24 protein-coding genes, 1 pseudogene and 1 riboswitch are annotated in these 22,596 nt (G+C 50.3%); of the genes and pseudogenes, 10 read left to right on the forward strand and 15 right to left on the reverse strand.

The genetic code is table 11. The annotated features are described in order from the left end of the window. From HMPREF2872_RS00485 to HMPREF2872_RS00535, 11 genes and pseudogenes are all read right to left on the reverse strand, one after another. A pseudogene (locus HMPREF2872_RS00485) lies at positions 1-261 on the reverse strand (hypothetical protein); the annotation flags it as partial. Further along, the gene (locus HMPREF2872_RS00490) at positions 258-554 is read right to left on the reverse strand and encodes a DUF2523 domain-containing protein (RefSeq protein ID WP_003685138.1); all 297 of its coding nucleotides are present in this window, start codon (positions 552-554) and stop codon (positions 258-260) included. The gene HMPREF2872_RS00490 and the pseudogene HMPREF2872_RS00485, both read right to left, overlap by 4 nt. 3 nt (positions 555-557) lie before the next feature. Then, entirely contained in the window at positions 558-2,090 is a 1,533-nt protein-coding gene (locus tag HMPREF2872_RS00495) for an IgG-binding virulence factor TspB family protein (protein WP_070630409.1), read from the reverse strand. Continuing rightward, on the reverse strand, positions 2,044-2,337 hold the full coding sequence (locus HMPREF2872_RS11125) for a hypothetical protein (RefSeq protein WP_083311705.1): 294 nt from the start codon (positions 2,335-2,337) through the stop codon (positions 2,044-2,046). The genes HMPREF2872_RS00495 and HMPREF2872_RS11125 overlap by 47 nt, the downstream gene beginning before the upstream one ends. Positions 2,338-2,458: 121 nt before the next feature. Then, complete coding sequence (locus HMPREF2872_RS00500) at positions 2,459-2,737, reverse strand: hypothetical protein (protein ID WP_036472918.1); 279 nt, start codon at positions 2,735-2,737, stop codon at positions 2,459-2,461. 67 nt (positions 2,738-2,804) lie between these two features. Next, a complete protein-coding gene (locus HMPREF2872_RS00505) occupies positions 2,805-3,023 on the reverse strand; it encodes a major capsid protein (RefSeq protein ID WP_070630411.1) in 219 nt (72 codons plus the stop codon). Positions 3,024-3,099: 76 nt separating this feature from the next. Beyond that, on the reverse strand, positions 3,100-3,291 hold the full coding sequence (locus HMPREF2872_RS00510) for a hypothetical protein (RefSeq protein WP_199900423.1): 192 nt from the start codon (positions 3,289-3,291) through the stop codon (positions 3,100-3,102). A gap of 9 nt (positions 3,292-3,300) precedes the next feature. Beyond that, positions 3,301-3,597: a hypothetical protein gene (locus HMPREF2872_RS00515; RefSeq protein WP_070630413.1), complete on the reverse strand. Its 297-nt coding sequence runs from the start codon at positions 3,595-3,597 to the stop codon at positions 3,301-3,303. A gap of 53 nt (positions 3,598-3,650) precedes the next feature. Beyond that, positions 3,651-4,976, reverse strand: a complete 1,326-nt coding sequence (locus HMPREF2872_RS00520) for a replication initiation factor domain-containing protein (RefSeq protein ID WP_283118946.1) — start codon at positions 4,974-4,976, stop codon at positions 3,651-3,653. Positions 4,977-5,309: 333 nt separating this feature from the next. After that, complete coding sequence (locus HMPREF2872_RS00530) at positions 5,310-5,531, reverse strand: hypothetical protein (protein WP_004519529.1); 222 nt, start codon at positions 5,529-5,531, stop codon at positions 5,310-5,312. Positions 5,532-5,539: 8 nt separating this feature from the next. Next, entirely contained in the window at positions 5,540-6,169 is a 630-nt protein-coding gene (locus tag HMPREF2872_RS00535; protein WP_003684586.1) for a C40 family peptidase, read from the reverse strand. Positions 6,170-6,430: 261 nt separating this feature from the next. Between HMPREF2872_RS00535 and hslO the strand changes: the two genes are divergently transcribed. After that, the gene (hslO, locus tag HMPREF2872_RS00540) at positions 6,431-7,327 is read left to right on the forward strand and encodes an Hsp33 family molecular chaperone HslO (RefSeq protein WP_070630417.1); all 897 of its coding nucleotides are present in this window, start codon (positions 6,431-6,433) and stop codon (positions 7,325-7,327) included. A 171-nt stretch (positions 7,328-7,498) separates the two neighbouring features. On the opposite strand, the gene tyrS is transcribed toward hslO, so the two are convergent. The 3 genes from tyrS to ppc all read right to left on the reverse strand — a co-directional run bounded on the left by tyrS (position 7,499) and on the right by ppc (position 12,801). Beyond that, positions 7,499-8,797, reverse strand: a complete 1,299-nt coding sequence (tyrS, locus tag HMPREF2872_RS00545) for a tyrosine--tRNA ligase (RefSeq protein WP_070630419.1) — start codon at positions 8,795-8,797, stop codon at positions 7,499-7,501. A gap of 69 nt (positions 8,798-8,866) precedes the next feature. Beyond that, a complete protein-coding gene (gene ychF, locus HMPREF2872_RS00550; protein WP_049330669.1) occupies positions 8,867-9,958 on the reverse strand; it encodes a redox-regulated ATPase YchF in 1,092 nt (363 codons plus the stop codon). Positions 9,959-10,098: 140 nt separating this feature from the next. Further along, entirely contained in the window at positions 10,099-12,801 is a 2,703-nt protein-coding gene (gene ppc, locus HMPREF2872_RS00555) for a phosphoenolpyruvate carboxylase (protein WP_070630421.1), read from the reverse strand. 187 nt (positions 12,802-12,988) lie between these two features. Here ppc and HMPREF2872_RS00560 point away from each other — a divergent pair, with 187 nt between their 5' ends. From HMPREF2872_RS00560 to HMPREF2872_RS00585, 6 genes are all read left to right on the forward strand, one after another. After that, positions 12,989-13,453, forward strand: a complete 465-nt coding sequence (locus HMPREF2872_RS00560) for a cyclic pyranopterin monophosphate synthase MoaC (protein ID WP_070630423.1) — start codon at positions 12,989-12,991, stop codon at positions 13,451-13,453. 49 nt (positions 13,454-13,502) lie between these two features. Continuing rightward, positions 13,503-14,249: a HesA/MoeB/ThiF family protein gene (locus tag HMPREF2872_RS00565; protein WP_210398834.1), complete on the forward strand. Its 747-nt coding sequence runs from the start codon at positions 13,503-13,505 to the stop codon at positions 14,247-14,249. A 185-nt stretch (positions 14,250-14,434) separates the two neighbouring features. Then, the gene (locus HMPREF2872_RS00570) at positions 14,435-14,779 is read left to right on the forward strand and encodes a CidA/LrgA family protein (protein WP_070630426.1); all 345 of its coding nucleotides are present in this window, start codon (positions 14,435-14,437) and stop codon (positions 14,777-14,779) included. 5 nt (positions 14,780-14,784) lie between these two features. After that, complete coding sequence (locus HMPREF2872_RS00575; protein WP_141752824.1) at positions 14,785-15,477, forward strand: LrgB family protein; 693 nt, start codon at positions 14,785-14,787, stop codon at positions 15,475-15,477. A gap of 42 nt (positions 15,478-15,519) precedes the next feature. Beyond that, positions 15,520-16,740, forward strand: a complete 1,221-nt coding sequence (gene argJ / locus HMPREF2872_RS00580; protein ID WP_070630431.1) for a bifunctional glutamate N-acetyltransferase/amino-acid acetyltransferase ArgJ — start codon at positions 15,520-15,522, stop codon at positions 16,738-16,740. Positions 16,741-16,817: 77 nt separating this feature from the next. After that, on the forward strand, positions 16,818-18,188 hold the full coding sequence (locus tag HMPREF2872_RS00585; protein ID WP_070630433.1) for a chloride channel protein: 1,371 nt from the start codon (positions 16,818-16,820) through the stop codon (positions 18,186-18,188). A gap of 74 nt (positions 18,189-18,262) precedes the next feature. Here HMPREF2872_RS00585 and ubiB read toward each other — a convergent pair whose 3' ends face one another. Then, positions 18,263-19,774: a ubiquinone biosynthesis regulatory protein kinase UbiB gene (gene ubiB / locus HMPREF2872_RS00590; RefSeq protein ID WP_070630435.1), complete on the reverse strand. Its 1,512-nt coding sequence runs from the start codon at positions 19,772-19,774 to the stop codon at positions 18,263-18,265. 206 nt (positions 19,775-19,980) lie between these two features. Then, positions 19,981-20,078: riboswitch (glycine riboswitch) on the forward strand. A gap of 210 nt (positions 20,079-20,288) precedes the next feature. On the opposite strand from ubiB, the gene gcvT reads away from it, so the two are divergent. The 3 genes from gcvT to HMPREF2872_RS00605 all read left to right on the forward strand — a co-directional run bounded on the left by gcvT (position 20,289) and on the right by HMPREF2872_RS00605 (position 22,593). Beyond that, positions 20,289-21,389 carry a glycine cleavage system aminomethyltransferase GcvT gene (gene gcvT / locus HMPREF2872_RS00595; protein ID WP_049228674.1) on the forward strand — a complete coding sequence of 367 codons (1,101 nt, stop codon included), beginning with the start codon at positions 20,289-20,291 and terminating at the stop codon, positions 21,387-21,389. 147 nt (positions 21,390-21,536) lie between these two features. Next, the gene (gene gcvH, locus HMPREF2872_RS00600; protein WP_036492952.1) at positions 21,537-21,935 is read left to right on the forward strand and encodes a glycine cleavage system protein GcvH; all 399 of its coding nucleotides are present in this window, start codon (positions 21,537-21,539) and stop codon (positions 21,933-21,935) included. Between the two features lie 106 nt (positions 21,936-22,041). Beyond that, a complete protein-coding gene (locus tag HMPREF2872_RS00605; RefSeq protein ID WP_036472703.1) occupies positions 22,042-22,593 on the forward strand; it encodes a DNA-3-methyladenine glycosylase I in 552 nt (183 codons plus the stop codon). Positions 22,594-22,596: the final 3 nt, after the last annotated feature.

Here is a 22,596-nt window from a genome sequence, read left to right on the forward strand (position 1 = left end):
GTGTAAACAACGCAACGTTTTCCTACAGATAACGAGCGAACCATAAGGGAGGAAATCTTGAAACGGCTGGGATTTGATTTGTTCGTCTGAAAGTTCTTCATGTTCTATTTTGAGTTCGGGAATGCCGTTAACAAAGAGCGGGCGTTTTTTCTTGACGCCGTCTTTATCAGTAAAATGTGTGTAGCTTTCATCTGTCATCAACATATTGACGATAGAGCTAGTCTTGCCGCTACCCGGAACGCCTGTTTGTAGAATAATCATTTATTTTTACCTCCACCCGGTATGAATGACAGTTTGCTTATGCTTTGCATTGCTACATTAAAGGCGAATGCGCCGAATATCAGACCTAATGCATGGCCGAAACCTGCCATCATGACAATTTGAATAATGTCTGATGGCATTGAGTTGAACTGATTTTTTACGTAGTCTTTTATAAAACCTAATCCAACTGTAAAACCTGTAAAGGTTACAAAACTAATGCCAAGTGCAATAAATACTTTTGCAACAATATAGGTTAATAGCCTTTGTAATATGGCGAAAAACGCAGCTTTCATGCTTTAGTCCTTTCTACTTGAAAACATGATAAATGCTGCTGCTACCGCTGCGATACCAATCACAAGGAAGCGTATCATTTCGGCAAAATTACAAATCATGTCATATTTAAATTCCATGGTTATGCCCAAATAGGTTGCAGTTCTTGGAGCAGGGCAAACACCATTATCGGGCAGGAAGAAATCAGGGCTAAATGTTGTATCGTTATTTGTATGAGGAATTTTGAAAGGTTCTTCTTGTTCCTCTACATCGCCTTTTTCTGAACAAGCTAATATGTCAGGGAAAACATTACAAAGTAAGCCTTTTGATTCTTCTTTCTTGTCATCTTTTTTATCTTCTTTTCTTTTATCAGAAGGGTCATCATCCGGGTCAGGTTTATGATCTGGACGTTTATCAGGATTACCATCTGGATCGGGTTTATCATCTGGCTTTTTATCAGGCTTGCCATCAGGATTAGGCGTAGGATCTGGATCAGGCTTTGTATTGGGTGCTTCAGATCCGCCCGGTGTGAGGTCGGGGCGCTGTGTTGTTGCTACTTCTGCCGTAGTGTTTCCGTTTGAATCTTTTCCGAAAGTAATGGTAATTTGAACCGGTTTGCCGTTTTCGGGGGTTATAGGGCCAATGGTTACAACAGTACCGGCAGGGACTGACACTTTTTCGTTATATTCAGGGTATCCGGTGCCTTTGACAAATGGCGTTGGGTTTCCATCAATAGATTGGGTAGCGATTTTCAGAAATGTTTGTTGATCAAGGACTTCTGTGTCTCTGATGTATAATTGAAATGAAATCGTGCTTCTTCCATCACCTCCATATATCACAGAACAACCTCCGCCATTCATATTAAAATAACATGCATCAAGGCTATAAAATTCCCAAAATTGTTCGCCTCTTTCTTTGTCCAATGCAATTTTTTCTTGATCCCAAAATGGACCCGCTAGTTTTTCCATTTTGCCTTTCATAAGTTGTTCAGCTTCTATTCGGCTTTGACCGCCTTTTCTGTAAGCACTTAAGACAGAACTGTCGACACCATAACACGCGACCTTTATCAATCTACCTTCACTATCTCGATTGACAAGACAGTTTCTAGCGGGCCATTCTTTCAAAAATTCTTCGCTGACTTCATTCCATTTGTAACCTTCTTTTTCTAAATCACCTTTTAAAAATTGATAGGCATCATAAGCATATGAAGCAGCTCCAACATAAGGAGCAGCTTTTAAACCAAGTTTTGCGCCTGCTTTTACCAGGCCAAATGCGCCTGATAAGACGGCTTTTCGGGATACTCGTGCTTGTAATGTTACAGGTACAGTTGAGGTAGATCTAAAGCCTGTAGAAGCATCTCTTACATGTAAACTTTTATCAAATCTAGCTTGATATTCCTGCTCTATACCACCGCCTATTACTTTCCATGCTCTAAAGCCATTTTCATTAAATTCCTTAGTTAACGGATAACTTAGCTTGCCGTTTCTAACCTGTAAATCTGTAGCATAAGAATTAAAGCTGAATACAAACAGAAAAATTATTATTAAAACCCGTAACATTTATTTCGCCATTTCCTATACTGAAAACTGAATCATCTTTAAATAGAATTTCAAAACAGGATTTATCAAAAACAATTCTATTATAAAAATTCATACACTTATTCATTGAGAATTTTTTTAAATATTCAGTTTCTTTTAAAAATAAATAAAAAACATAAGATAAAGGTTTATCTAAATAGAGTTTAGATAGCTCATCCAATTCAAATTCAGAGATATAGAAAAAATCTTTTTCATTTTTGAGAAGCATAATACTAACTTTCGTAATGGTTGCTGAAAGTTAGATTATATAGCCACGTCATTTAAAAATCATCCAGCCCACCAAGACCGGAACGAACACACCAAGATAAAAATAAAAATCCATCATGGTTTTACCTTAATTTCTGCCATATCAACCTAATACCCCAAACCGCTGCCATGATGGCAACTACTGACCAGCCTATATAGGATCCGTCTTTCATGCTATCTATCGGGTTACACTCAGGCAATTCAGCTTTTAAAATCTGTTCCCCATATTTCCAACCAAACTTTGTAAAATTAAGCTGATACAGCTTTCCGTCATCGCCAATTTTGGGAGGCACTAAACTGAAATAGACGTTTTCGGCATCCTGACGGGTTGCATAACAATTATTTCCGACTTGGTAGCCCATTATTTAGATTCTCATATCAATTAATATTCAGACGACCTTTAAGGGGTCGTCTGAAATGTGCTTCACATTAACGCAATACGCGGCGGATCAACTGGATAGCGAAGATTGAAGCGATAATACCCAGTACGGTGGCGGCAACGGACAATGCATCAGTTTTTGCAGTGGCCAAGTCGGTTTTCACGCTTTCAGGTACTTCGGCCCATGCTTGAGTAGCGAAAGCCAGAGGAGCAGCGGCAACAACAGCCAGTTTTGCGCCGTATTTACGGCAAGTGTTCATCAATTTCATGATGTTTTCCTTTAGTGAGTTAAACAAAATTTAATAGGTGCTTTTTCTATGATTCAGACCGCACCCGTAGCCTGAATTAAAATTCTGATAAAAAGCTGAAGACAATAAAGTTTTCACCGATTTCGGATAACGCGGTTTCTACCGCTTCGTTTCGATCGTAGAAATAACCAGCTTCATTGACAAACGGTGTATGCCCCACATCACCCGTATCAGACGGATAAAGGAAATCGCCCGTTTCCCGTGACTGAACAATGTAAACGCGGGTAATTGTCATGTTTTAGCCTTTGTTTGGTGCTTTGGGCTGGAAGCCGAGAATTTTCAGTTTCTGGCTTTTGCCATTGGTAACGAGTTCAACCGTTAAAGCGGCTTCGAATGGGAATGAAAGGCTTTTGAACTGTTCGAAGTTAACGGAACCACCGTAGTCATATTCTGTGGCCGAGCTGCCTAATGCGTTGCCTTGGCTGCTGTCGAGCGGTGTAGACACGATGACGCGGCAATAGTCAAAGGTTTTACCGTCGATTTGGCCGTTAAAGCGTTTAACGCCCATGATTTGACCTTGAATTTGCATTTGCATGATATGTTTCCTTATTAAATACACTGCACTTGAAGGCGGCAGCGTTTTGCCTTTTAAAATCTACATGCATATCGGTCATACATCAGATTCAAATAATCTTGTTCATGCTTGGCCTCAATGAGCTTCGTCATTTTGTTTTTTTGTTCAATGGCCATTTCAAGTAAAATTTGGGCGGATTCATTAAGCCATAAACTGCCTTCTGGCTTATCGTGTATGGCCGGTGCGTGGTTTTCGGTACATGAATAAACTTCAAGGCTTAAGCGTTTGGGCAATAAGTCATGATCGGCTTCGAACATGGCTAAGATTTCCGAGCGATCTTTTTGCGGAAACATGGATTTCGCGGCATTGATGGCACGGCCAACTTGGTTTTTCGCTACTTCGATGCAGCGTTCAAAGGTCAATTCAAGATTCTTTTTCACTGCTTCGATTCGTTCGGCTTTCTCTTGGAATTGGGCGCATACAGGGTATGCACCTCCGAAGTATTCACCCGGAACTGTCAATACTTCGAACGGAATCACAATATCCTTGGCTTTGAATTCAATTTCAAAACGCACCCACTGGCTTTCTTTGTCGCCGAGCTGTTTACCTTTTTCATAAACGCGAACGTATTTGGACGATTCACGGGAGCCTACATAGTAGGTTTTGCCCTTACCGTTGTTTGATTCCCAATCCGTACCGACCGATTCGCCATCAGGCATCATGTGATGGTTTGTGAACTTACCTGCGAGGCGGTCGGATTTGGCCTGCTCGGGCGTGTATTCGCCTTGAAAAAAGTCTTTGGCAATGTCGATACGGGTAATTTTGGGACGTACAGCCTGTATGATGAAGTTATAAAGTCTTGATTCCCAACCGTCAGATGCTGCATTGCAACCCGTGGCTGTTACTTCAATGAGCATGGTATTGTTTTGCCCACCGAAATGAACGCGGCCATATTGGGCATTGTCTGTACCCATCAACCAGCAGGAATCATAAAAACGACCACCTGAATGCTTGGCTTTTTCGGTAATACCGAAACCAAAAATATCGGCCAGAACCATAGATGCGCGGACGATATACTCATCATCGGCAACCAATGGATAACCGGCGAGCAGGGAAAAGGTATCTTCGTGGATTGAAAAACTGATTTGGTCGATGAAAGCGGAATTGGCTTTGCCACGACGCAAAGGCACTTCAATCAGACGGCCTTTTGAATCAGTAAGAAACGTGGTGTATTTCTCAAAGGTTTCCTGTTCGGTACATGAAGCCGCTTCGGTTTCTGCTCCCCCCCTGTTAGATAAGGGGGGCGCCATCGGCGCGCGTGAATCCGCCTTTGGCGTGTCGCTTACGCTGACACCGCCAAAGGCGGCTATACGCGCTTTCTTAATTTCCTGATTCATCATTGTGGGAGTTCCTTACTCATAATTTCACGAACGGACAACCGGCCGTATTCATCGGCTGCGTTTTTTGCATGAAAAAGATGATCTGGAGAAGAAATAGGGATGTTGATTGTTTTAAGACATTGTGTGCGTTGTTCGTCATCTTTGAAGATGCGCACAATAAAAGATTTTGGGGATGTTGGAGGTTCTGGATTGACTGTATAAAAGACGATGCACATAAAAAAGCCCCTTTGTTAAAGGGGCTTTATTTATGTTAAAAATGCCCCTGTGATAGGGCGCAATATATAAGGCCGTCTGAAAAACTTTCAGACGGCCTTTTTTGTATGGATCGAATAACTAACCGTTTTTTTGATAAGGGTTTTCCAGTCCGGCCATTAAGTCGCGGAAGTATTCGCGTAGCTGTTTTTCGGAACAACCCATCAGCAGCGCGTCTTCAAATGCGTCCTGCGCTATTTGGTACAGTTCGTTCAAGTTTTCGGTCATGACTTTGACTTTTTCGGTGCAGGAAACAATCTGACCGTCATCGTCATACCATTTGGGCATTTGCGGCATTGCCATCATGCACCTCAATTCAAGAAACGGGATGGATCGTTTTTCTTCACGCGGCGGCCGAAGGCGTATTTCGCGCTCCAATATTTGTGGCCGAGGCTGGTAATTTCGATACGTTTGCCCGTTCTCGGCGCATGAATGAAATTGTTGTTGCCGATGTAAAGGCCAACGTGGGAAATACGGCCGGGACCCATGGTGCGGAAAAAGACCATGTCGCCCGGCTGCAATTCCGAACGGCTCACGGCAACGCCCATTTGCGCCTGTTCGGCAGAGGTGCGCGGCAGGTTTACACCCATGGCGCGTTTAAAGATGTGTTGCATGAAGCCGCTGCAGTCAAAGCCGGTAGAAGCCGATGTGCCGCCGTAGCGGTAGGCCACGCCGAGCAAGCCCATGGCGCTGCCGATCAATTCGTCTGCATTGCCTGAAGGTGCGCGCGTATTGTTGCTTGGAGCGGGGTGTGTATTGACGGGGTGGACAGGGGTTGCTTGACGCGTATTGTCGTAAACGTTGGCGTTGTCGTTGAATTGGTTTAAAACATGCTGACGGGTGGTAATCAGGTTTTCCAAATCATCGGCGTAAGAAAAATTGACGCTCGCGAGCATGGCGACCGAAGTCCAAACTGCTGCGAGCCGGAGTAAAAAATTCATTATAAAAACTTCCGTTTCAGAAGGCATTCCCTGCCGATTGCAGGCACATTGCCGGTTTCTGAGATGTTATCCCGTATCATTCTCTTGTTATCTGCTTGATTGTATTCAAAAACTGTCTTTTTGGCAAAAAAAACTGCTGTTATTTTGCGTTAAACCCTTGTTTCCAAACAAACTAGAAAAACATCAAACACGGTTTCGCTTGATTTATCCGCCGCTGCAACCATATAAACGGCATTCATTGATTTATTTTCAGAGACTGACATGACACAAAATCACAGCGATATCCGTACACGCTTTATCTTCGACGATATGCCTATCCGCGGCATGCACATCCGCCTTGAAAAGGTTTGGCACCACATCGTCAACCAAAAACATTATCCTGTCGCCATCCGTCGCGCATTGGGCGAATTGCTGGCTGCCGGTGCTTTATTGTCTGCCAACCTTAAAAATGAAGGCGCGCTGATTGTTCAGGTTCAAGGTCAGGGCCGTCTGAAGATGTTGGTGGTGGAAGCGACTTCTGAAAATACTGTCCGCGCTACCGCACGTTGGGACGAAACTGCTGAAATCCGTGATGATGAAAGCCTGACTGAGCTGTTGGGCGAAAACAGCGTGTTCGTTTTGACCCATCAGCCTAAAGATGCCGACCCATGGCAAGGTGTTGTCCCGCTAGAAGGCGACAGCATTGCGCAAATGTTGGTCAACTATATGAAACGTTCCGAGCAGCTCGATACCTATATTACGCTTGCCGCCGACGATCAAGCCGCAGGTGCATTATTGCTGCAACGTCTGCCGGAGGAAGAATTGGATGATGCCGCGTGGGAGCATGTGACTACGCTTGCGCAAACGCTTACCCCGCAAGAATTGACCGGTTTGGATGCGCATCACGCCCTTTACCGCCTTTATCATGAAACCCCGCCCCGCGTTTTTGAACCGGAAGCCATTGAATTTGCCTGCACCTGCTCACGCGGCAAAGTCAGCGATATGCTGTTGATGCTTGGCGGTCAGGAAGTTGGCGGTGTGGTGGCGGAACAAGGCAGCATTCAAATCGATTGCGATTTCTGCCATACCAAGTATGTGTTTGATGAAACCGATGTCAACGCTTTGTTTGGCGCAGATGTGGTGAATGCCGTCCGTCAAGAAAATGAACGTTTGCAGTAAGCTGGGGATAAAAGTTTCTTAAGGAAATTGGCTTAATAGAAGGGCAGGTGCAAAACCTGCCCTTTCTTTTTGGAAAACTGAATATCATCAATAGAAAATGCCGTCTGAAAAAAAGCGTGGCTGATTTCAGACGGCATGATTGTTTTAAACGATGTGTTTAATGTTTAAAGATTATTTCCAAACCAACAAAGCGTGGTTGCGTTTACCGCGCCGTATGATGGTGTATTTGCCGAAGCGTTTGTGCGCGTCGGTCAGCAGATAGGCATCGTCGGGTCGTTCGGCGGCGTGGTTCGGATTGTTCAGTTCGGCGGCTTGTCCGTTGAGCAATACCGCTTTGCTGTTCACAAAACCGCGCGCTTCTTTGTTAGAAGATGCCAAACCGGTTTTCACCAAAGTCTCAACCACGTTGAGGCTCTCGGAAACTTCAAAAGTCGGCAGGCCGTCGAGGGCCAGCTGCTCAAAGTCGCTTTCGGTCAGGCTGCTTTGGTCTTCGGCAAACAGGCTTTCGGAAATGCGCTGCGCGGCTTGCAGGGCGGCTTCGCCGTGAATCAGGCGGGTCATTTCTTCGGCGAGAATGCGTTGCGCTTCAGGTTTGGTACCGCTGGCTTTGTCTTTCGCTTCGATGGCGTCGATTTCCTCGATAGACAGGAAGGTGAAGTATTTCAGAAACTTATACACATCGGCATCGGCAACTTTCAGCCAGAACTGGTAGAACTGATACGGCGAGGTTTTCTTCGCGTTCAGCCATACTGCGCCGCCTTCGGTTTTGCCGAATTTGGTGCCGTCGGATTTGGTGACCAGCGGCAGGGTCAGGCCGAATACTTGTTTTTGGTTCAGACGGCGGGTCAGGTCGATACCGGCGGTAATGTTGCCCCATTGGTCGGAGCCGCCGATTTCCAAAACCGCGCCATGGCGTTTGTTCAATTCGGCAAAGTCGTAGCCTTGCAGCAAGGAATAGGCGAACTCGGTGAAGGAAATGCCTACGTCATCGCGCTCGATACGCTGTTTGACGGATTCCTTGTTCAGCATGGCGTTGACGGAAAAATGCTTGCCGATGTCGCGCAGGAAGTCGAGGCAGTTCATGCTGCCGAACCAGTCGGCATTGTTCGCCATAATGGCGGCGTTTTCGCCTTCAAAGCTCAAAAACGGTTTCAGTTGGTTGCGGATGCTTTCTACCCAGCCGGCAACGGTTTCGGCGGAATTCAAGCTGCGCTCCACCGCTTTGAAGCTGGGGTCGCCGATCATACCAGTCGCACCACCCACCAAAGCAATCGGCGTATGGCCCGCCTGTTGGAAACGGCGCAATGCCAATACAGGCAGCAAGTGGCCGATATGCAGGCTGTCGGCCGTCGGGTCGAAACCGCAGTAGAGGGCGATTTTTTGTTCGTTCAACAAAGCGTCTAAGGCTTCGATGTCGGTAGTTTGCGCGATAAGACCGCGCGCTTTCAAGTCTTGGATAACGGAGGTCATTGGGTTTCCTTCAATGTTTCAGACGACCTTGATTTGGCAAAGGTCGTCTGAAAAAGCGTTTTGCTTGGTTTATACGTTAAACAAAAAGTGCATCACATCCCCGTCCTGCACGACATATTCCTTGCCTTCTACGCGCATTTTGCCTGCTTCTTTGGCTTTGGCTTCTCCGCCTAAAGCGATGAAATCTTCGTAGGAGATAACTTGGGCGCGGATGAAGCCGCGTTCAAAGTCGGTGTGGATGACGCCGGCGGCTTGTGGCGCAGTGTCGCCTTTGTGGATGGTCCAAGCGCGGACTTCTTTGACACCGGCGGTGAAGTAGGTTTGCAGGCCCAAGAGGTCGTAGCCGGCACGAATCAGGCGGTTCAGGCCCGGTTCTTCCAAGCCCATTTCGGCAAGGAATTCGGCTTTTTCGTCGTCTTCCAGTTCGGCGATTTCGCTTTCCATCGCGGCGCAAACGGCCACAACCGGCGCGTTTTCTTTTGCAGCCAATTCTTTCAGGCGGTCGAGGTGCGGGTTGTTTTCAAAACCGTCTTCGGAAACGTTGCCGACGTACATGGCAGGTTTGGCAGTCAGCAGGAACAGCGGTTTGAGCATGGCGAGTTCTTCTGCGTCCAAACCGAAGGAGCGTACAGGTTTGCCTTCATCCAAATGAGGCAGCAGTTTTTTGCACAAATCGACCAGTTTTTGCGCGTCTTTGTCACCTGAGCGGGCGCGTTTTTCTTCGCGGACGATGGCTTTTTCGACGCTGGCGAGGTCGGCAAGTGCCAACTCGGTGCCTATGGTTTCAATGTCGGCAATCGGATCGACTTTGCCTGCAACGTGAACGATGTTGTCGTCGTCAAAGCAGCGCACAACGTTAACAATCGCGTCAGTCTCGCGGATGTTGGCGAGGAACTGGTTGCCCAAGCCTTCGCCTTTGCTCGCACCTGCAACCAAACCGGCGATGTCGACAAATTCGACGATGGCAGGCTGCATTTTTTGCGGATTGACGATTTTTGCCAATTCGGCCATACGCGGATCGGGGACTTCAACGATGCCGACGTTGGGTTCGATGGTACAGAAAGGATAGTTTGCCGCTTCGATACCCGATTGGGTCAGCGCGTTAAAGAGGGTGGATTTGCCGACGTTGGGCAAACCGACGATGCCGCATTTCAAGCTCATGGTTTTTCCTGAAAAGATAAAAGTTTAACGGCGGATTATAGCATATTGTGGAAGTACTCAAAACAGCTGCAATGCTGGTGTGTTCTTATGATAAAAGGCCGTCTGAAAATTGTTTCAGACGGCCTTTTTCTCGTGCTGCCTTAACCGGTATTACGCAAACCTTGCGCCACGCCGTTGATGGTCAGGTGAACCATCAGCAGGGCGTGAGGATTGTCGGGCTCTTTGCGCAGGCGTTTGAGCATGGCGACTTGCAGGCCGTTGAGGGCGTTCAGATATGGAATCCTCAAGGCAAGAGAACGGGCGAGGCTGCGGTTGTCGCGCAGGAGCTCTTCGGTTTGCAGCAGGTCGAGCAGTGCTTTGCGGCTGCGTTGGTATTCTTCCTTGATCATGCTGAAGATGACTTTTGCTTTATCGGGCGATTCGCTCAAGCCGGCATAGTTTTCCGCCAAGGTGATGTCGGTTTTCGCCATCACTTGCTCCATATTGGAGAGCATGGCTTGGAAGAACGGGTTGCTTTGGGCGTGTTCGCGCAGCGCGGCCAGTGTGTCGGGATTGCCTTCGCACAAGGTTTCCACTGCGCTGCCGAAACCGTACCAAGCCGGCAGCATGAGGCGGTTTTGCATCCATGAGAATACCCACGGAATCGCGCGCAAGTCCTGAATCCGCGCCAAGGTTTTGCGGCTGGCGGGACGGCTGCCGAGGTTGAGGGTGGCGATTTCCTGAATCGGGCTGGTTTGCAGGAAGTAGTCGATGAAGTCGGGGTGGGTAATCAGTTCGCGGTAGTATTTGAACGATACGTCCGACAAATCCTGCATCAGTTTGGCATCAGGGTCTTTTTTGTCCGGCAGGATGCTGGCTTCCAAAGTCGCGGCAACCAAGGTTTCCAAGTTGCGTTGGGCATTGCCCGGGTCGGCGTATTTGGCGGTAATGACTTCGCCTTGCTCGGTAATGCGGATTTGTCCGGCAACACTGCCTGCAGGTTGCGCCAAAATGGCTTGGTAAGATGGGCCGCCGCCGCGACCTACGCTGCCGCCGCGGCCGTGGAACAGGCGCATGCGGACATCGTATTTTTTGAAGAGTTCGACCAAGCCCAATTCGGCCTGATACAGACACCATGAGCTGGTAACGTAGCCGCCGTCTTTGTTGGAGTCGGAGTAGCCGAGCATGATTTCTTGGATGTTGCCGCGGCTTTCGAGCAGTGCGTCATACCAGTCGAGGCGGAACATGGTTTCCATGACCGGACAGGCGTTTTCGAGTGCTTCGATGGTTTCAAACAGAGGCACGATATTGATGCGGCTGTGCGGTTTGCCGTTTTCCACCACCAACAGGCCGCTTTCTTTCAGCAGCAATGCCAAGGCGAGCAGGTCGCTGGGTTGTTCGCAGTTGGAAATAATGCTTTGTGTAACGGCATCTTCGCCAAATTCGTCTTTGATTTTGCGCGCTTCGTTGAAAATTGCCAGTTCGTGGCGGGTATGGTCGCTGTATGTGATGAACGGGCTGTACAGCGGACGTTGATGGCTCAATTCGCGCAACAGGGCGGCTTGTTTTTGCTCTTCGTTCAGGCTGTTGTAGTCTTCCAAGCCTGCGTGTTGGAAAAGCTCGGCAACCACATCGGCGTGTTTGCCTGCGTGTTGGCGTAGGTCGAGCGGCATCATGTAGAAACCGAATACGGACACGCTGCGGATAATGTCGGCCAGACGGCCTTCTGCCAGCAGTTGGCTGCCGTTTTCCTGGAGCGAGCGTTGCAGTTTTTTCAGGTCGTTGAGGAACTCTTCGACCGTGGCATAAGGCTCGAGGAAGCCGAATTTGCAGCCCATGCCCAAACCGAGTGAGCGTGCTTTGCCCATAGCGCGTGCCATGATGTAGGCGATGGCGCGGCGGTAAGGTTCTTCAGTGCGGGCGATTTCTTCGTCAGGCGAGAGGGCGGCCAGTGCCATCACGTCGTCGTTGACTTTGACGCGGCGGATGGAGAGCGGCAATTCGCGGTAGAGTTTATCGAGTTCGCCGCGATAGAAGCGGAACACTGCATCAGCATGCCGTCTGAACGCAAAACGCAAGGTTTCGGCAGAAACGAACGGATTGCCGTCACGGTCGCCGCCGATCCAGCCGCCGATTTTAAGGATATTCGGAACGCGGATACCGGGATAGGCCGTCTGAAAATCGCGTTCCATTGTGCGGTAGAGTTTAGGCAGGGCTTCAAAGAAGCTCATTGGGAAGATGGATACACCGTTGTTAATTTCGTCGTTGACGCTGAGTTTGTGGCGGCGCGTTTCGCTGGTCTGCCACAGGCCCAAAAGGACAGTGTCGATTTCGCGGCGCAACTGAGCCAGTGCTTCGGGGTTGGTGCAGCGTTCGCGTTGCGGCAGCAGCGCGCGGATGCGGCGGTTGAAGCTCAAGACGGTTTGGCGTTGTACTTCGGTCGGGTGCGCGGTCAAAACGGCGGTAACGACCGTGTTGTCCAGTTGTTGTTGCACCGCTTTGCCGTTGACTTTTCCGGCTTTGAGCTTGCGCACGGTTTCCGTCAGGCTGCCTTCGGCACTGTTGTGTCCGGCCTCTTCGTGGATTTGGCGGCGGCGTTCGTGGTGTACGTCTTCGGCGATGTTCAAAATCTGCGCGAACAGGCCGCAGGCCAAGGTTAAATCGTGGGTTTGTTGTTCGTCCAATTGCGGCAACACCTTCTCAATCAGGGCAGCACTGTCGTCTGAAGTCGATAATAGCTTAACGGTTTCTACCACCAAAGGCGACGCTTCCTCATGTAGCAGATTGAAAAGAGACTGTTTTAAAAATTCCGCATCCGCTGCCAGAGCGGCATCTTTTGGATTATTCAAGATATGCAGTTGCATGATTTTTCTCTTATTTAAATGTTAATTTGGGTGTATCGTGAATCCATTGTATAGCAGATTTTTATAAACTGCCAATGGTAACACCCGATACATTTCAAACCGGAAAACGGCCGTCTGTATCCGCCGCGTGGTCGCTGTCTGTAAAATGCCGTAAAATATTGCCCATCAAAACAGAGGCGAGAAACCCATGATTGAATTTCCCAACCAACCCGATTTTCCTGAGCAACACACCGCCGTCGCCGTCGGCACTATCAACATGAGCCAGCAGGCGATAAGGATGTTGATAGAGAATGCCACCGAAAAGGCAAGTATCCTGACCATTGCCCGCGTTGCTGCCATTCAGAGCATCAAACAGACTGCCAACCTGATTCCGCTGCACCTGCCCGGCCGCATCATCGGCGTGCAGGTTGATTTCGATATTAACGTTGAGTTGGCCTGCCTGAAGGTTACGCTGACCGTCCAAGCGCACAGCAACGGCAGCATTGCCACCGAAGCCCTGGCCGGCCTCAATTTGGCGCTCTTGAGCGTTTACGACATGATGAAAGACGTTGACCGCAATATGATGCTCAGCGGCATCCGCCTCGAATCCGAAACCAGCAGCGAAGGCCGTCCTTTCCTGTTTGACAACGCATACGAAAATATTAATTTCTAAATCACTCAGGCCGTCTGAACATTGGGTTTCAGACGGCCTTATTATTATGATGAACGATCAACAACTCCTGCGGTTCAGCCGCCATATCTTGCTTGACGAAATCGGTATCGAAGGCCAAGAAAAACTCTTGTCCGCCCATGTGCTCGTTGTCGGTTGCGGCGGGCTGGGTGCGGCGGCCTTGCCGTATCTTGCCGCCGCCGGCATCGGCAGCCTGACGATTGCCGATGCCGATACCATCGACGAGACCAATCTTCAACGCCAAATCACGTTTACCGAAGCCGACATCGGTAAAAACAAGGCTTTGGTGATGCAAGGCCGTCTGAAACAAATCAACAGCCAAACACACATTACAGCTATTGCCGAATTTCTCGATGAGGCCAGGCTTGTCGAATTGGCAAACGCCGCCGACATCATCCTTGATTGTTCCGACAATTATCCCACACGCCAAGCAGTTAACCGCGCCGCCGTTGCCATGCGCACGCCTTTGGTTTCCGCAGCGGCCGTCGGCTTTGACGGACAAATCGCCGTGTACCGTCCCGATCTTCCCGATACGCCTTGCTATGCCTGCCTATTTGACGGCGAACAAGCCAGCGACGGTGCTTGTGCATTGTTCGGCGTTTTTTCGCCGTTGGTCGGCGTTATCGGAACGACTCAAGCCGCCGAAGCGCTTAAAGTGCTGATCGGTATCGGTACGCCGTCGCACGGCAAACTTTCTACCTATAACGCATTGAGCGGAAAATGGCAGCAATACGGGGTGAGACGCAATCCCGAATGCCCGGTTTGCGGCGGCCGTTAAAGACAAAAAGCAGGGTAGGGATTTCAACATTCCTAAGCCAATCTGCTAGAGTAATCATACTTATCTTTCATTAAACTTGAAGGAAGGCGTTTCTTCCCTTTTCAGACGGCCTGTGGCACGATATGATTCAATGATTAATAAATTTTTTGAGGCCGTCTGAAAAAGGATAAGGAGAAACCGGCTTAATGAATTTTATTCGTGCCTTATTGGTGGTATTGGGTTGCCTGGCTTTGGGCGAGGCAACCGTTTGGATTTTGGGGTTGAAGCTGCCGGGCAGTATTGTCGGCATGGCTTTGCTGTTTGCCGCGCTTCAGGCAGGCTGGGTCAAATTGTCTTGGGTGGGAGAACTGGCAGACATTTTGATGGCAAACCTGACTTTGTTTTTGGTGCCGCCTTGCGTGGCCGTCATCAGCTATTTGGACGTGATTGCAAACGACTGGTTTTCAATTTTGACGGCCACAATCGGCAGTACGATCTGCGTATTGTTGGTGACCGGCAAAGTGCATGAGTGGGTCAGGAGGCGGATGTGATGAATATAGACGGGCTGTTGCGCATGCCCTCAGTCATGCTGTTCCTGACTTTGGCCGTATATGCTTTGGCGGTGCATATTCGGACGCGCACGGGGAATGTGCTGTGTAATCCGGTATTGATCAGTACGCTGGTGTTGATGGGGTATTTGAAGGTATTTGCCATCGATTACGAGCTGTATCATTCTGCTTCGCGCTTTATTGATTTTTGGTTGAAACCGGCAGTCGTGTTGCTGGCCGTGCCGCTTTATCGAAATTGGGACCGTATCCGCAGCCAGTGGTTGCCAGTGGTGTTGTCGCAGTTGGCGGGCAGCGTGACAGGCATTGTTACGGGTGTGTATTTTGCCAAATGGCTGGGCGCTTCGCGCGAAGTGATTCTGTCGCTGGCTTCCAAATCGGTGACCAACCCGATTGCGATTGAAATCACGGCGTCTATCGGCGGTATTCCAGCGATTACGGCGGCAACGGTGATTATTGCCGGACTTTTTGGACAGATGGCCGGATATAAAGTGTTGAAAGGGGCGTTGTATATGCCTTCTTCAGTGGGAATGTCTTTGGGTACGGCCTCACATGCGATGGGTATTGCGGCGTCTTTGGAATACGGCCGCCGTATGGCCGCATATGCCGGCTTGGGCTTGACGCTCAACGGCGTGTTGACGGCGATATTGGTGCCTATCTTGATTCCCTTATTGGGCGTATAGCGTTTAGGCCGTCTGAAAATAGTGTAAACAGGAGAAAATGATATGGCTGTAAATTTGACTGAAAAACGTGCAGACGAATTGTTGGAAATCGACGGCATCCGTCTGTTTACAGGGCGTGCCGGCATCAAGCAACAAGACCGCGACGATTTGACGCTGATGGTGTTGGGCGGCGGACATACGGTGGGCGCGGTGTTTACGCAAAACCGTTTCTGCGCCGCGCCGGTGCATATCGCCAAGTCGCATCTGTTTGACCAAGACGGCGTGTGTGCCTTAGTCATCAATACGGGCAATGCCAATGCAGGTACCGGCGCACAAGGCCGTCTGGACGCGATTAAAGTGTGCGCGGCGGCAGCAGAACAGGTCGGCTGCCAATCCAATCAGATTATGCCGTTTTCGACCGGCGTAATTTTGGAGCCTCTGCCTGTGGATAAAATCGTGGCCGCTTTGCCGCAAGTACGCCCTGCATTCTGGTCGGACGCGGCGCGTGCCATCATGACGACGGATACTGTACCGAAAGCCGCTTCACGTACAGGATTGGTCGGCGAAAAACACACAGTCCGCGCGACCGGCATCGCCAAAGGCTCGGGCATGATTCATCCGAACATGGCGACCATGTTGTCGTTTATCGCTACCGATGCCAAAGTGTCCCAACCGATTTTGCAGCTGATGACGCAAGAAATCGCAGACGAAAGTTTCAATACGATTACCGTGGACGGCGATACCAGCACCAACGACAGCTTCGTGATTATGGCGACGGGCCGTTGCGGTCAGAGCGAAATTGACAATACTGCCGATCCGCGCTATGCGCAGCTCAAGGCATTGCTCGGTTCGTTGGCTTTGGAACTGGCGCATGCGATTGTCCGTGATGGAGAGGGCGCAACCAAGTTCATCACGGTTGAAGTGCAAAACGCGAAAACCCGCGAAGAGGCGCGCAAAGTGGCTTATGCCGTCGCCCATTCGCCTTTGGTGAAAACCGCTTTCTTTGCCTCCGACCCGAACTTGGGCCGTCTGTTGGCAGCCGTCGGCTATGCCGGTATTGAAGACTTGGACGTCGATGCTTTGAAAATGTGGCTGGATGACGTGTTGGTTGCCGAAAACGGCGGCCGTGCGGAAAGCTATACCGAAGAAGCAGGACAAGCCGTGATGAACCGTCCGGAAATCACTGTCCGCATCGATTTGCAACGCGGCGATACGACGGCGGCTGTTTATACCTGCGATTTGTCGCACGAATATGTGTCGATTAACGCGGATTACCGTTCTTAAAAACCTTTATCCTTGTGTTCAGACGGCCTTTGAGAAAAGTATCAAGGCCGTCTGAACACATTGACTGCGTGTTTATTATGAAATTTCCCCAGACTTGGGCGGCGCGCCTTGCCCACAAAATCCGCCAAACCAAACGCCTGTCGAAAAAGAGCATTGCCTTTCTGTTTTTGCTGGCAGGCTCGGCACTGGTTGCTCTGACGGCTTTGATGTTTGCGTACTTGGCGGATTTGGCTTTGGGATGGAACGCTTTGCTGGTGGGGAAATATCCGTGGTTTGCGTGGGTGGCTTTGCCGCTGGGTTTGCCTCTTTTGGCATGGTTTACGCGCAAATTTGCGCCGTACACTTCCGGCAGTGGTATTCCGCAGGTTATCGCCTCTTTGTCTTTGCCTTATGGTGCGCAGAAAACCCGTTTGATTCGTTTGGGCGAAACCTTTTTCAAAATTCCGCTGACGTTTTGCGCCATGCTGTTTGGCGCGTCTGTCGGCAGGGAAGGGCCGTCTGTGCAAGTGGGTGCGGCAGTGATGAACGCTTGGGGCGCGTGGTGTAAAAAGCACGGGCTGGCGTTTAGGGGCATGCAGGAAAACGATTTGATTGCCGCAGGCGCGGCCGGCGGTTTGGCGGCGGCGTTTAACGCGCCTTTAGCCGGCGTGGTGTTTGCCATCGAAGAATTGGGGCGCGGCGTGCTTTTGCGTTGGGAACGTCAAATTCTGATGGGCGTGTTGGCGGCCGGTTTTATTCAAGTGGCGATACAGGGCAACAACCCGTATTTCTCAGGTTTTCAAGGGCATGAGCTGCCAAATATGCTGATGTGGGCCGCGGTGTCGGGCATAGTCTGCGGCGTGGCCGGTGGATTGTTCGGCAGCTTTTTGTATCGCGGAGCGGCGGCATTCGCACCGGTGCGCTGGCGCAGTTTCATCCGCCGTCATTTGTTGGTGGTCGCCTTTGTGATGGGTATTTTGCTGGCGTTGCTCGGTACGTTTTATCAAGGCAAAACCTATGGCACGGGCTATCACGAAGCCGCAGCCGCACTCAAAGGCGCGTATGAAGCGCCGTTCGGCTTGGCCGCCGCAAAATGGGCGGCAACCGTGTTCAGCTATTGGGCAGGCATTCCCGGCGGCATTTTCACGCCGTCGTTAACCATCGGCGCGATGATAGGCGAACACATGGCTTCTTTCGCGCAACTGGGCGACGCGTCCAATGTCGCGGTTTTGCTCTGCATGGCCGCATTCCTTGCCGCCGCGACCCAATCGCCGTTGACCGCCGCCGTGGTGGTAATGGAAATGACGGGCGGACAGAATTTGCTGTTTTGGATGCTGCTGACGTGCATCTTCGCTTCGCAAGTATCGCGCCAATTCTCGCCGCATCCGTTTTACCATGCTGCAGGTTTGCGCTTCAGACGGCATATTGAAGTTGAAAGCGGACATGTTCAGCACGAGAAAAAAGAATAGGTCGGCATATAAAAGGCCGTCTGAAAATCGATTTCAGACGGCCTTTGTTATGTCGTTTAAAGCTGTATTACGGTTTACTTAAACAGCAAAATCAGCAGCAAAACAACCGCAATCACACCCAGCCACAGGCTTTGGCGTTGCTGTACTTTGACCAGATGCACATAGGCATCGCGCATTTCCTGCTGGCGGTTTTCATCAATCAGCGCGCTGATTTTGCGCGGCAGGGAAGGGATGATTTGCGCCCAATCGGGGGCTTCGTTTTTGAGGTTGCGCCAAAGGGCTTTGGGGCCGACCTGTTCGTTCATCCAGCGCACCAAAAACGGTTTGGCGGTTTTCCACAAGTCCAAATCGGGATCGAGCTGGCGGCCCAAGCCTTCGATGTTGAGCAGCGTTTTTTGCAGCAATACCAGCTGCGGCTGGATTTCGACATTGAAGCGGCGGCTGACTTCAAACAGGCGCATCAGCACCAAGCCGAAGGAAATCTGCGAAATCGGTTTGTTGAACACAGGCTCGCACACGGCGCGGACAGCGGCTTCCAATTCTTCCGCACGTGTGTCGGCAGGCACCCAACCCGATTCGATGTGGGCGGTGGCGACGCGGTGGTAGTCGCGGTTGAAAAAGGCGAGGAAGTTGATGGCGAGATAGCGCTTGTCGTAGTCGGTCAACGTGCCGACGATGCCGAAATCGAGGGCGATGTAGCGGTTGTCGGCGGCGACCAAAATGTTGCCGGGGTGCATATCGGCATGGAAAAAGCCGTCGCGGAAGACTTGCGTGAAGAAGATTTCCACGCCGTAATCGGCAAGTTTGTGCAAATCGATGCCGTCGGCTTTGAGTTTGGCGATTTCCGATACGGGCGTGCCGTCCATCCATTCGATGGTCAGCACGTCGCTGGTGCAGTAGTCGTAAAACACTTTAGGCACAATCAGCATATCGCTGTTTTGGAAATTGCGTCCGAGCTGGCTGGCATTGGCGGCTTCGCGCATCAAATCCAACTCGTCATGCAGATATTTGTCGAACTCCGCTACTACTTCGCGCGGTTTCAAACGCTTGCCGTCGGCAAACAGACGCTCGACCCAAGCCGCGCCGAAGCGCATCAGCGACAAATCTTGTTCGATAACGGGCAGAAGGTTGGGGCGCAAGACTTTGACCGCCACTTGTTCGCCCGAATGCAGGCGGGCTTTGTGTACTTGGGCGATGGAGGCGCTGGCGACGGGCTCGGTTTCAAATTCTGCGTACAGCGTTTCGATGGATTGCCCCAGCGATTTTTCGATTTGCGAGCGTGAAAGCTGCGCATCAAACGGCGGGACTTTGTCTTGCAGCTTTGCCAATTCGACCGAGTAATCATGCGGAATCAAATCGGGACGCGTGGACAATACCTGTCCGAATTTGATGAAAATCGGCCCCAGGCTTTCCAACGCCAAACGCAGGCGCACGGCAGGCGTCTCGTGTTTGAACTTGGACGACTGCGGCAACATATTGAGGAAAGTCCGCGCCCAACCCGGACGGACCAGCGAGGCAATCAGCTCGGCAAGGCGGTAGCGGTAGAGCGTGCAGAGGATGGTTTTAATGCGTTTGAGGCGGTTCATGATGGACGCAGATAAATCGAAAAAACAGAATTATATAGGAAAAACGGGTAAGGGCTTCAGACGGCCTGGGACTTTTGCAAAAACATTTGCCGCATAGCTAACAATTTTATAAAGACTTAGGTTTTGCCGCCCCAATAAAAAGACGGATATTCATATCATAAATATTCGTCGGCTACTTGCCCAAACCGCCGATTCAAGACATAATCGGGAAATGTGCAGGAGAGTGTTACACCCAACTACAATGTAACCACCGAAGGCGCAGACACCCTTAAATCGCTCAGGTATCAGGGACTGCACATTGAAACAAACAATCTGGAGAGCGGCGTTTGAATAACGTCCACCGAAGGGGAGAAGGCCGTCTGAACCACCATTCAGACAACCGCGCAAAGCAGTGAGCAGACTGGTTTGCTATCATGCGGATACGGCCGAAAATCTCAGGTTCAAGGACAGATAGGGTCATCCGCGCACAGGTGCGCGGGTGGCATCTGAACAAAAAATCCGGAGAAACTTGAGAATGACTGCTCTGAAAACCACCCCATTTCATCAAGCCCATCAAGATGCAGGCGCGAAGCTGGTAGATTTTGCCGGCTGGGAGCTGCCCATCCATTATGGTTCGCAAATCGCCGAACACGAAGCCGTGCGCACCGACGCAGGTATGTTTGACGTATCCCATATGCTCGTTACCGACGTCGCCGGAGCGAACGCCAAAGCCTTTTTCCGCAAACTGATTGCCAACGACGTTGCCAAACTCGCCTTCGTCGGCAAAGCCCTTTATTCCGCGCTGCTCAACGACAACGGCGGCGTGATTGACGACTTGATCGTTTACCGTACTAACGAAGCCGAGACCCAATACCGTATCGTGTCCAACGGCGCGACCCGCGAGAAAGACACCGCCCAGTTCCACAAAGTCGGACAAGAATTCGGCGTCGCCTTCAATCCGCGCTACGACCTCGGTATGCTTGCCGTACAAGGCCCTAAAGCCATTGAAAAACTCCTGACCGTCAAACCTGAATGGGCGGATGTCGTCCACAACCTCAAACCGTTCCAAGGCGCGGATTTGGGCAACGACTGGTTTGTCGCCCGCACCGGCTACACCGGCGAAGACGGCGTCGAAGTCATTCTACCCGGCACCGAAGCCGTCGCATTCTTCAAAGCCTTGCAACAAGCCGGCGTACAGCCCTGCGGTCTCGGCGCGCGCGACACCCTGCGCATGGAAGCCGGCATGAACCTCTACGGCAACGATATGGACGACGACACCAGCCCGCTCGAAGCAGGCATGGGTTGGACGGTTGATTTGAAAGACGAAAGCCGCGATTTCGTCGGCAAAGCCGCTTTGCTGGCATTGAAAGAAAAAGGCGTTGCCGTCAAACAGGTCGGTTTGTTGCTCGACAAAGGCGGCATCCTGCGCGCGCATATGGAAGTGTTGACCGATAAAGGCAAAGGCGAAACCACCAGCGGCGTATTCTCGCCCAGCCTGAAACAATCCATCGCCATCGCACGAGTACCGAAAGACTTTGACGGCGATACCGCCAAAGTGCTGATGCGCGGCAAAGAAGTGGACGTACGCGTACTGAAGCTGCCGTTTGTCCGCAACGGTCAAAAACAATTTGATTAATATCGGTTCAGACGGCCTTTATTTGTTAAGGGTCGTCTGAAAGCAGGTTTTAATTGTCGTCCGATACGGACGTTTGTAGAAAACATTGAACAAGGCATCTGTGGATATTGATTCATGCAGATGCCGTCTGAAAATAACCCCCTATCAATGGAGTATCAAACCATGAGCAACATCCCAGCAGAACTGAAATACGTTGCCAGCCACGAATGGCTGCGCCTTGAAGAAGACGGTACCATCACCGTCGGTATTACCCATCACGCGCAAGAGCTGTTGGGCGACATCGTGTTTGTCGAGCTGCCAGAAGTCGGCGCAAACCTGGCTGCCGAAGAGCAAGCCGGTGTGGTTGAGTCTGTAAAAGCCGCGTCCGACGTGTATGCACCGATTGCAGGCGAAGTCGTTGCCGTCAACGAAGATTTGCCAAGCGCTCCGGAAACTGCCAACAGCGATCCTTATGGCGCAGGCTGGTTCTTCAAAATCAAACCTGCCAACCCTGCCGATTACGACGGTCTGCTGACTGCCGAACAATACGCAGGCGAAGTAGCTTGATTTTTGCAAACATCCAAACAGGTTTTCATCTGTTTGATATTGCAGGTCTTAGGTCGTCTGAAAAATGCTTTCAGACGGCCTTTGTTTCAATTTTCCCTCAGCAAACATGAATTACTGCGAATTTGTCGACACGCTTCCTGATGATACGGACAATCCCAACAAACATTATCACGACACGCAATACGGTTTTCCGATTGAGGACGACAATGAATTGTTTGAGCGGCTGGTGTTGGAAATCAATCAGGCAGGATTGAGCTGGACGCTGATGCTGAAGAAGCAGCAGGCATTTCAGACGGCATTTAAAGGTTTTGACATCGATACGGTTGCCGCATTTGACGAAACCGATATTGAGCGGCTGCTTGCCGATGCAGGCATCGTCCGCAACCGCCTGAAAATCAACGCAGCCATTTATAATGCGCGACAAATCAAACAAATACAGCAAGAGTACGGCTCATTCAAAAACTGGCTCGATGCGAACCATCCGCTCGACAAGGCTGAATGGGTGAAGCTGTTTAAAAAACATTTCAAATTTGTCGGCGGCGAAATCGTCGGCGAATTTCTGATGAGTACCGGCTACCTGTCCGGCGCGCATATTGAAAGCTGTCCGGTTTATAGGGAAATATTGGCATGTCGTCCAAAGTGGGCGGAGGCCGTCTGAAAC

The sequence above is a fragment of the Neisseria sp. HMSC069H12 genome, from assembly GCF_001812735.1.
Lineage (GTDB): Bacteria > Pseudomonadota > Gammaproteobacteria > Burkholderiales > Neisseriaceae > Neisseria > Neisseria subflava.

Coding starts and splice junctions, on each gene's coding strand:
- HMPREF2872_RS00490 (WP_003685138.1), bottom strand. CDS start 554: ATGAAAGCTGCGTTTTTCGCCATATTACAAAGGCTATTAACCTATATT.
- HMPREF2872_RS00495 (WP_070630409.1), bottom strand. CDS start 2,090: ATGTTACGGGTTTTAATAATAATTTTTCTGTTTGTATTCAGCTTTAAT.
- HMPREF2872_RS11125 (WP_083311705.1), bottom strand. CDS start 2,337: ATGCTTCTCAAAAATGAAAAAGATTTTTTCTATATCTCTGAATTTGAA.
- HMPREF2872_RS00500 (WP_036472918.1), bottom strand. CDS start 2,737: ATGGGCTACCAAGTCGGAAATAATTGTTATGCAACCCGTCAGGATGCC.
- HMPREF2872_RS00505 (WP_070630411.1), bottom strand. CDS start 3,023: ATGAAATTGATGAACACTTGCCGTAAATACGGCGCAAAACTGGCTGTT.
- HMPREF2872_RS00515 (WP_070630413.1), bottom strand. CDS start 3,597: ATGCAAATGCAAATTCAAGGTCAAATCATGGGCGTTAAACGCTTTAAC.
- HMPREF2872_RS00520 (WP_283118946.1), bottom strand. CDS start 4,976: ATGATGAATCAGGAAATTAAGAAAGCGCGTATAGCCGCCTTTGGCGGT.
- HMPREF2872_RS00530 (WP_004519529.1), bottom strand. CDS start 5,531: ATGGCAATGCCGCAAATGCCCAAATGGTATGACGATGACGGTCAGATT.
- HMPREF2872_RS00535 (WP_003684586.1), bottom strand. CDS start 6,169: ATGAATTTTTTACTCCGGCTCGCAGCAGTTTGGACTTCGGTCGCCATG.
- hslO (WP_070630417.1), top strand. CDS start 6,431: ATGACACAAAATCACAGCGATATCCGTACACGCTTTATCTTCGACGAT.
- tyrS (WP_070630419.1), bottom strand. CDS start 8,797: ATGACCTCCGTTATCCAAGACTTGAAAGCGCGCGGTCTTATCGCGCAA.
- ychF (WP_049330669.1), bottom strand. CDS start 9,958: ATGAGCTTGAAATGCGGCATCGTCGGTTTGCCCAACGTCGGCAAATCC.
- ppc (WP_070630421.1), bottom strand. CDS start 12,801: ATGCAACTGCATATCTTGAATAATCCAAAAGATGCCGCTCTGGCAGCG.
- HMPREF2872_RS00560 (WP_070630423.1), top strand. CDS start 12,989: ATGATTGAATTTCCCAACCAACCCGATTTTCCTGAGCAACACACCGCC.
- HMPREF2872_RS00565 (WP_210398834.1), top strand. CDS start 13,503: ATGAACGATCAACAACTCCTGCGGTTCAGCCGCCATATCTTGCTTGAC.
- HMPREF2872_RS00570 (WP_070630426.1), top strand. CDS start 14,435: ATGAATTTTATTCGTGCCTTATTGGTGGTATTGGGTTGCCTGGCTTTG.
- argJ (WP_070630431.1), top strand. CDS start 15,520: ATGGCTGTAAATTTGACTGAAAAACGTGCAGACGAATTGTTGGAAATC.
- HMPREF2872_RS00585 (WP_070630433.1), top strand. CDS start 16,818: ATGAAATTTCCCCAGACTTGGGCGGCGCGCCTTGCCCACAAAATCCGC.
- ubiB (WP_070630435.1), bottom strand. CDS start 19,774: ATGAACCGCCTCAAACGCATTAAAACCATCCTCTGCACGCTCTACCGC.
- gcvT (WP_049228674.1), top strand. CDS start 20,289: ATGACTGCTCTGAAAACCACCCCATTTCATCAAGCCCATCAAGATGCA.
- gcvH (WP_036492952.1), top strand. CDS start 21,537: ATGGAGTATCAAACCATGAGCAACATCCCAGCAGAACTGAAATACGTT.
- HMPREF2872_RS00605 (WP_036472703.1), top strand. CDS start 22,042: ATGAATTACTGCGAATTTGTCGACACGCTTCCTGATGATACGGACAAT.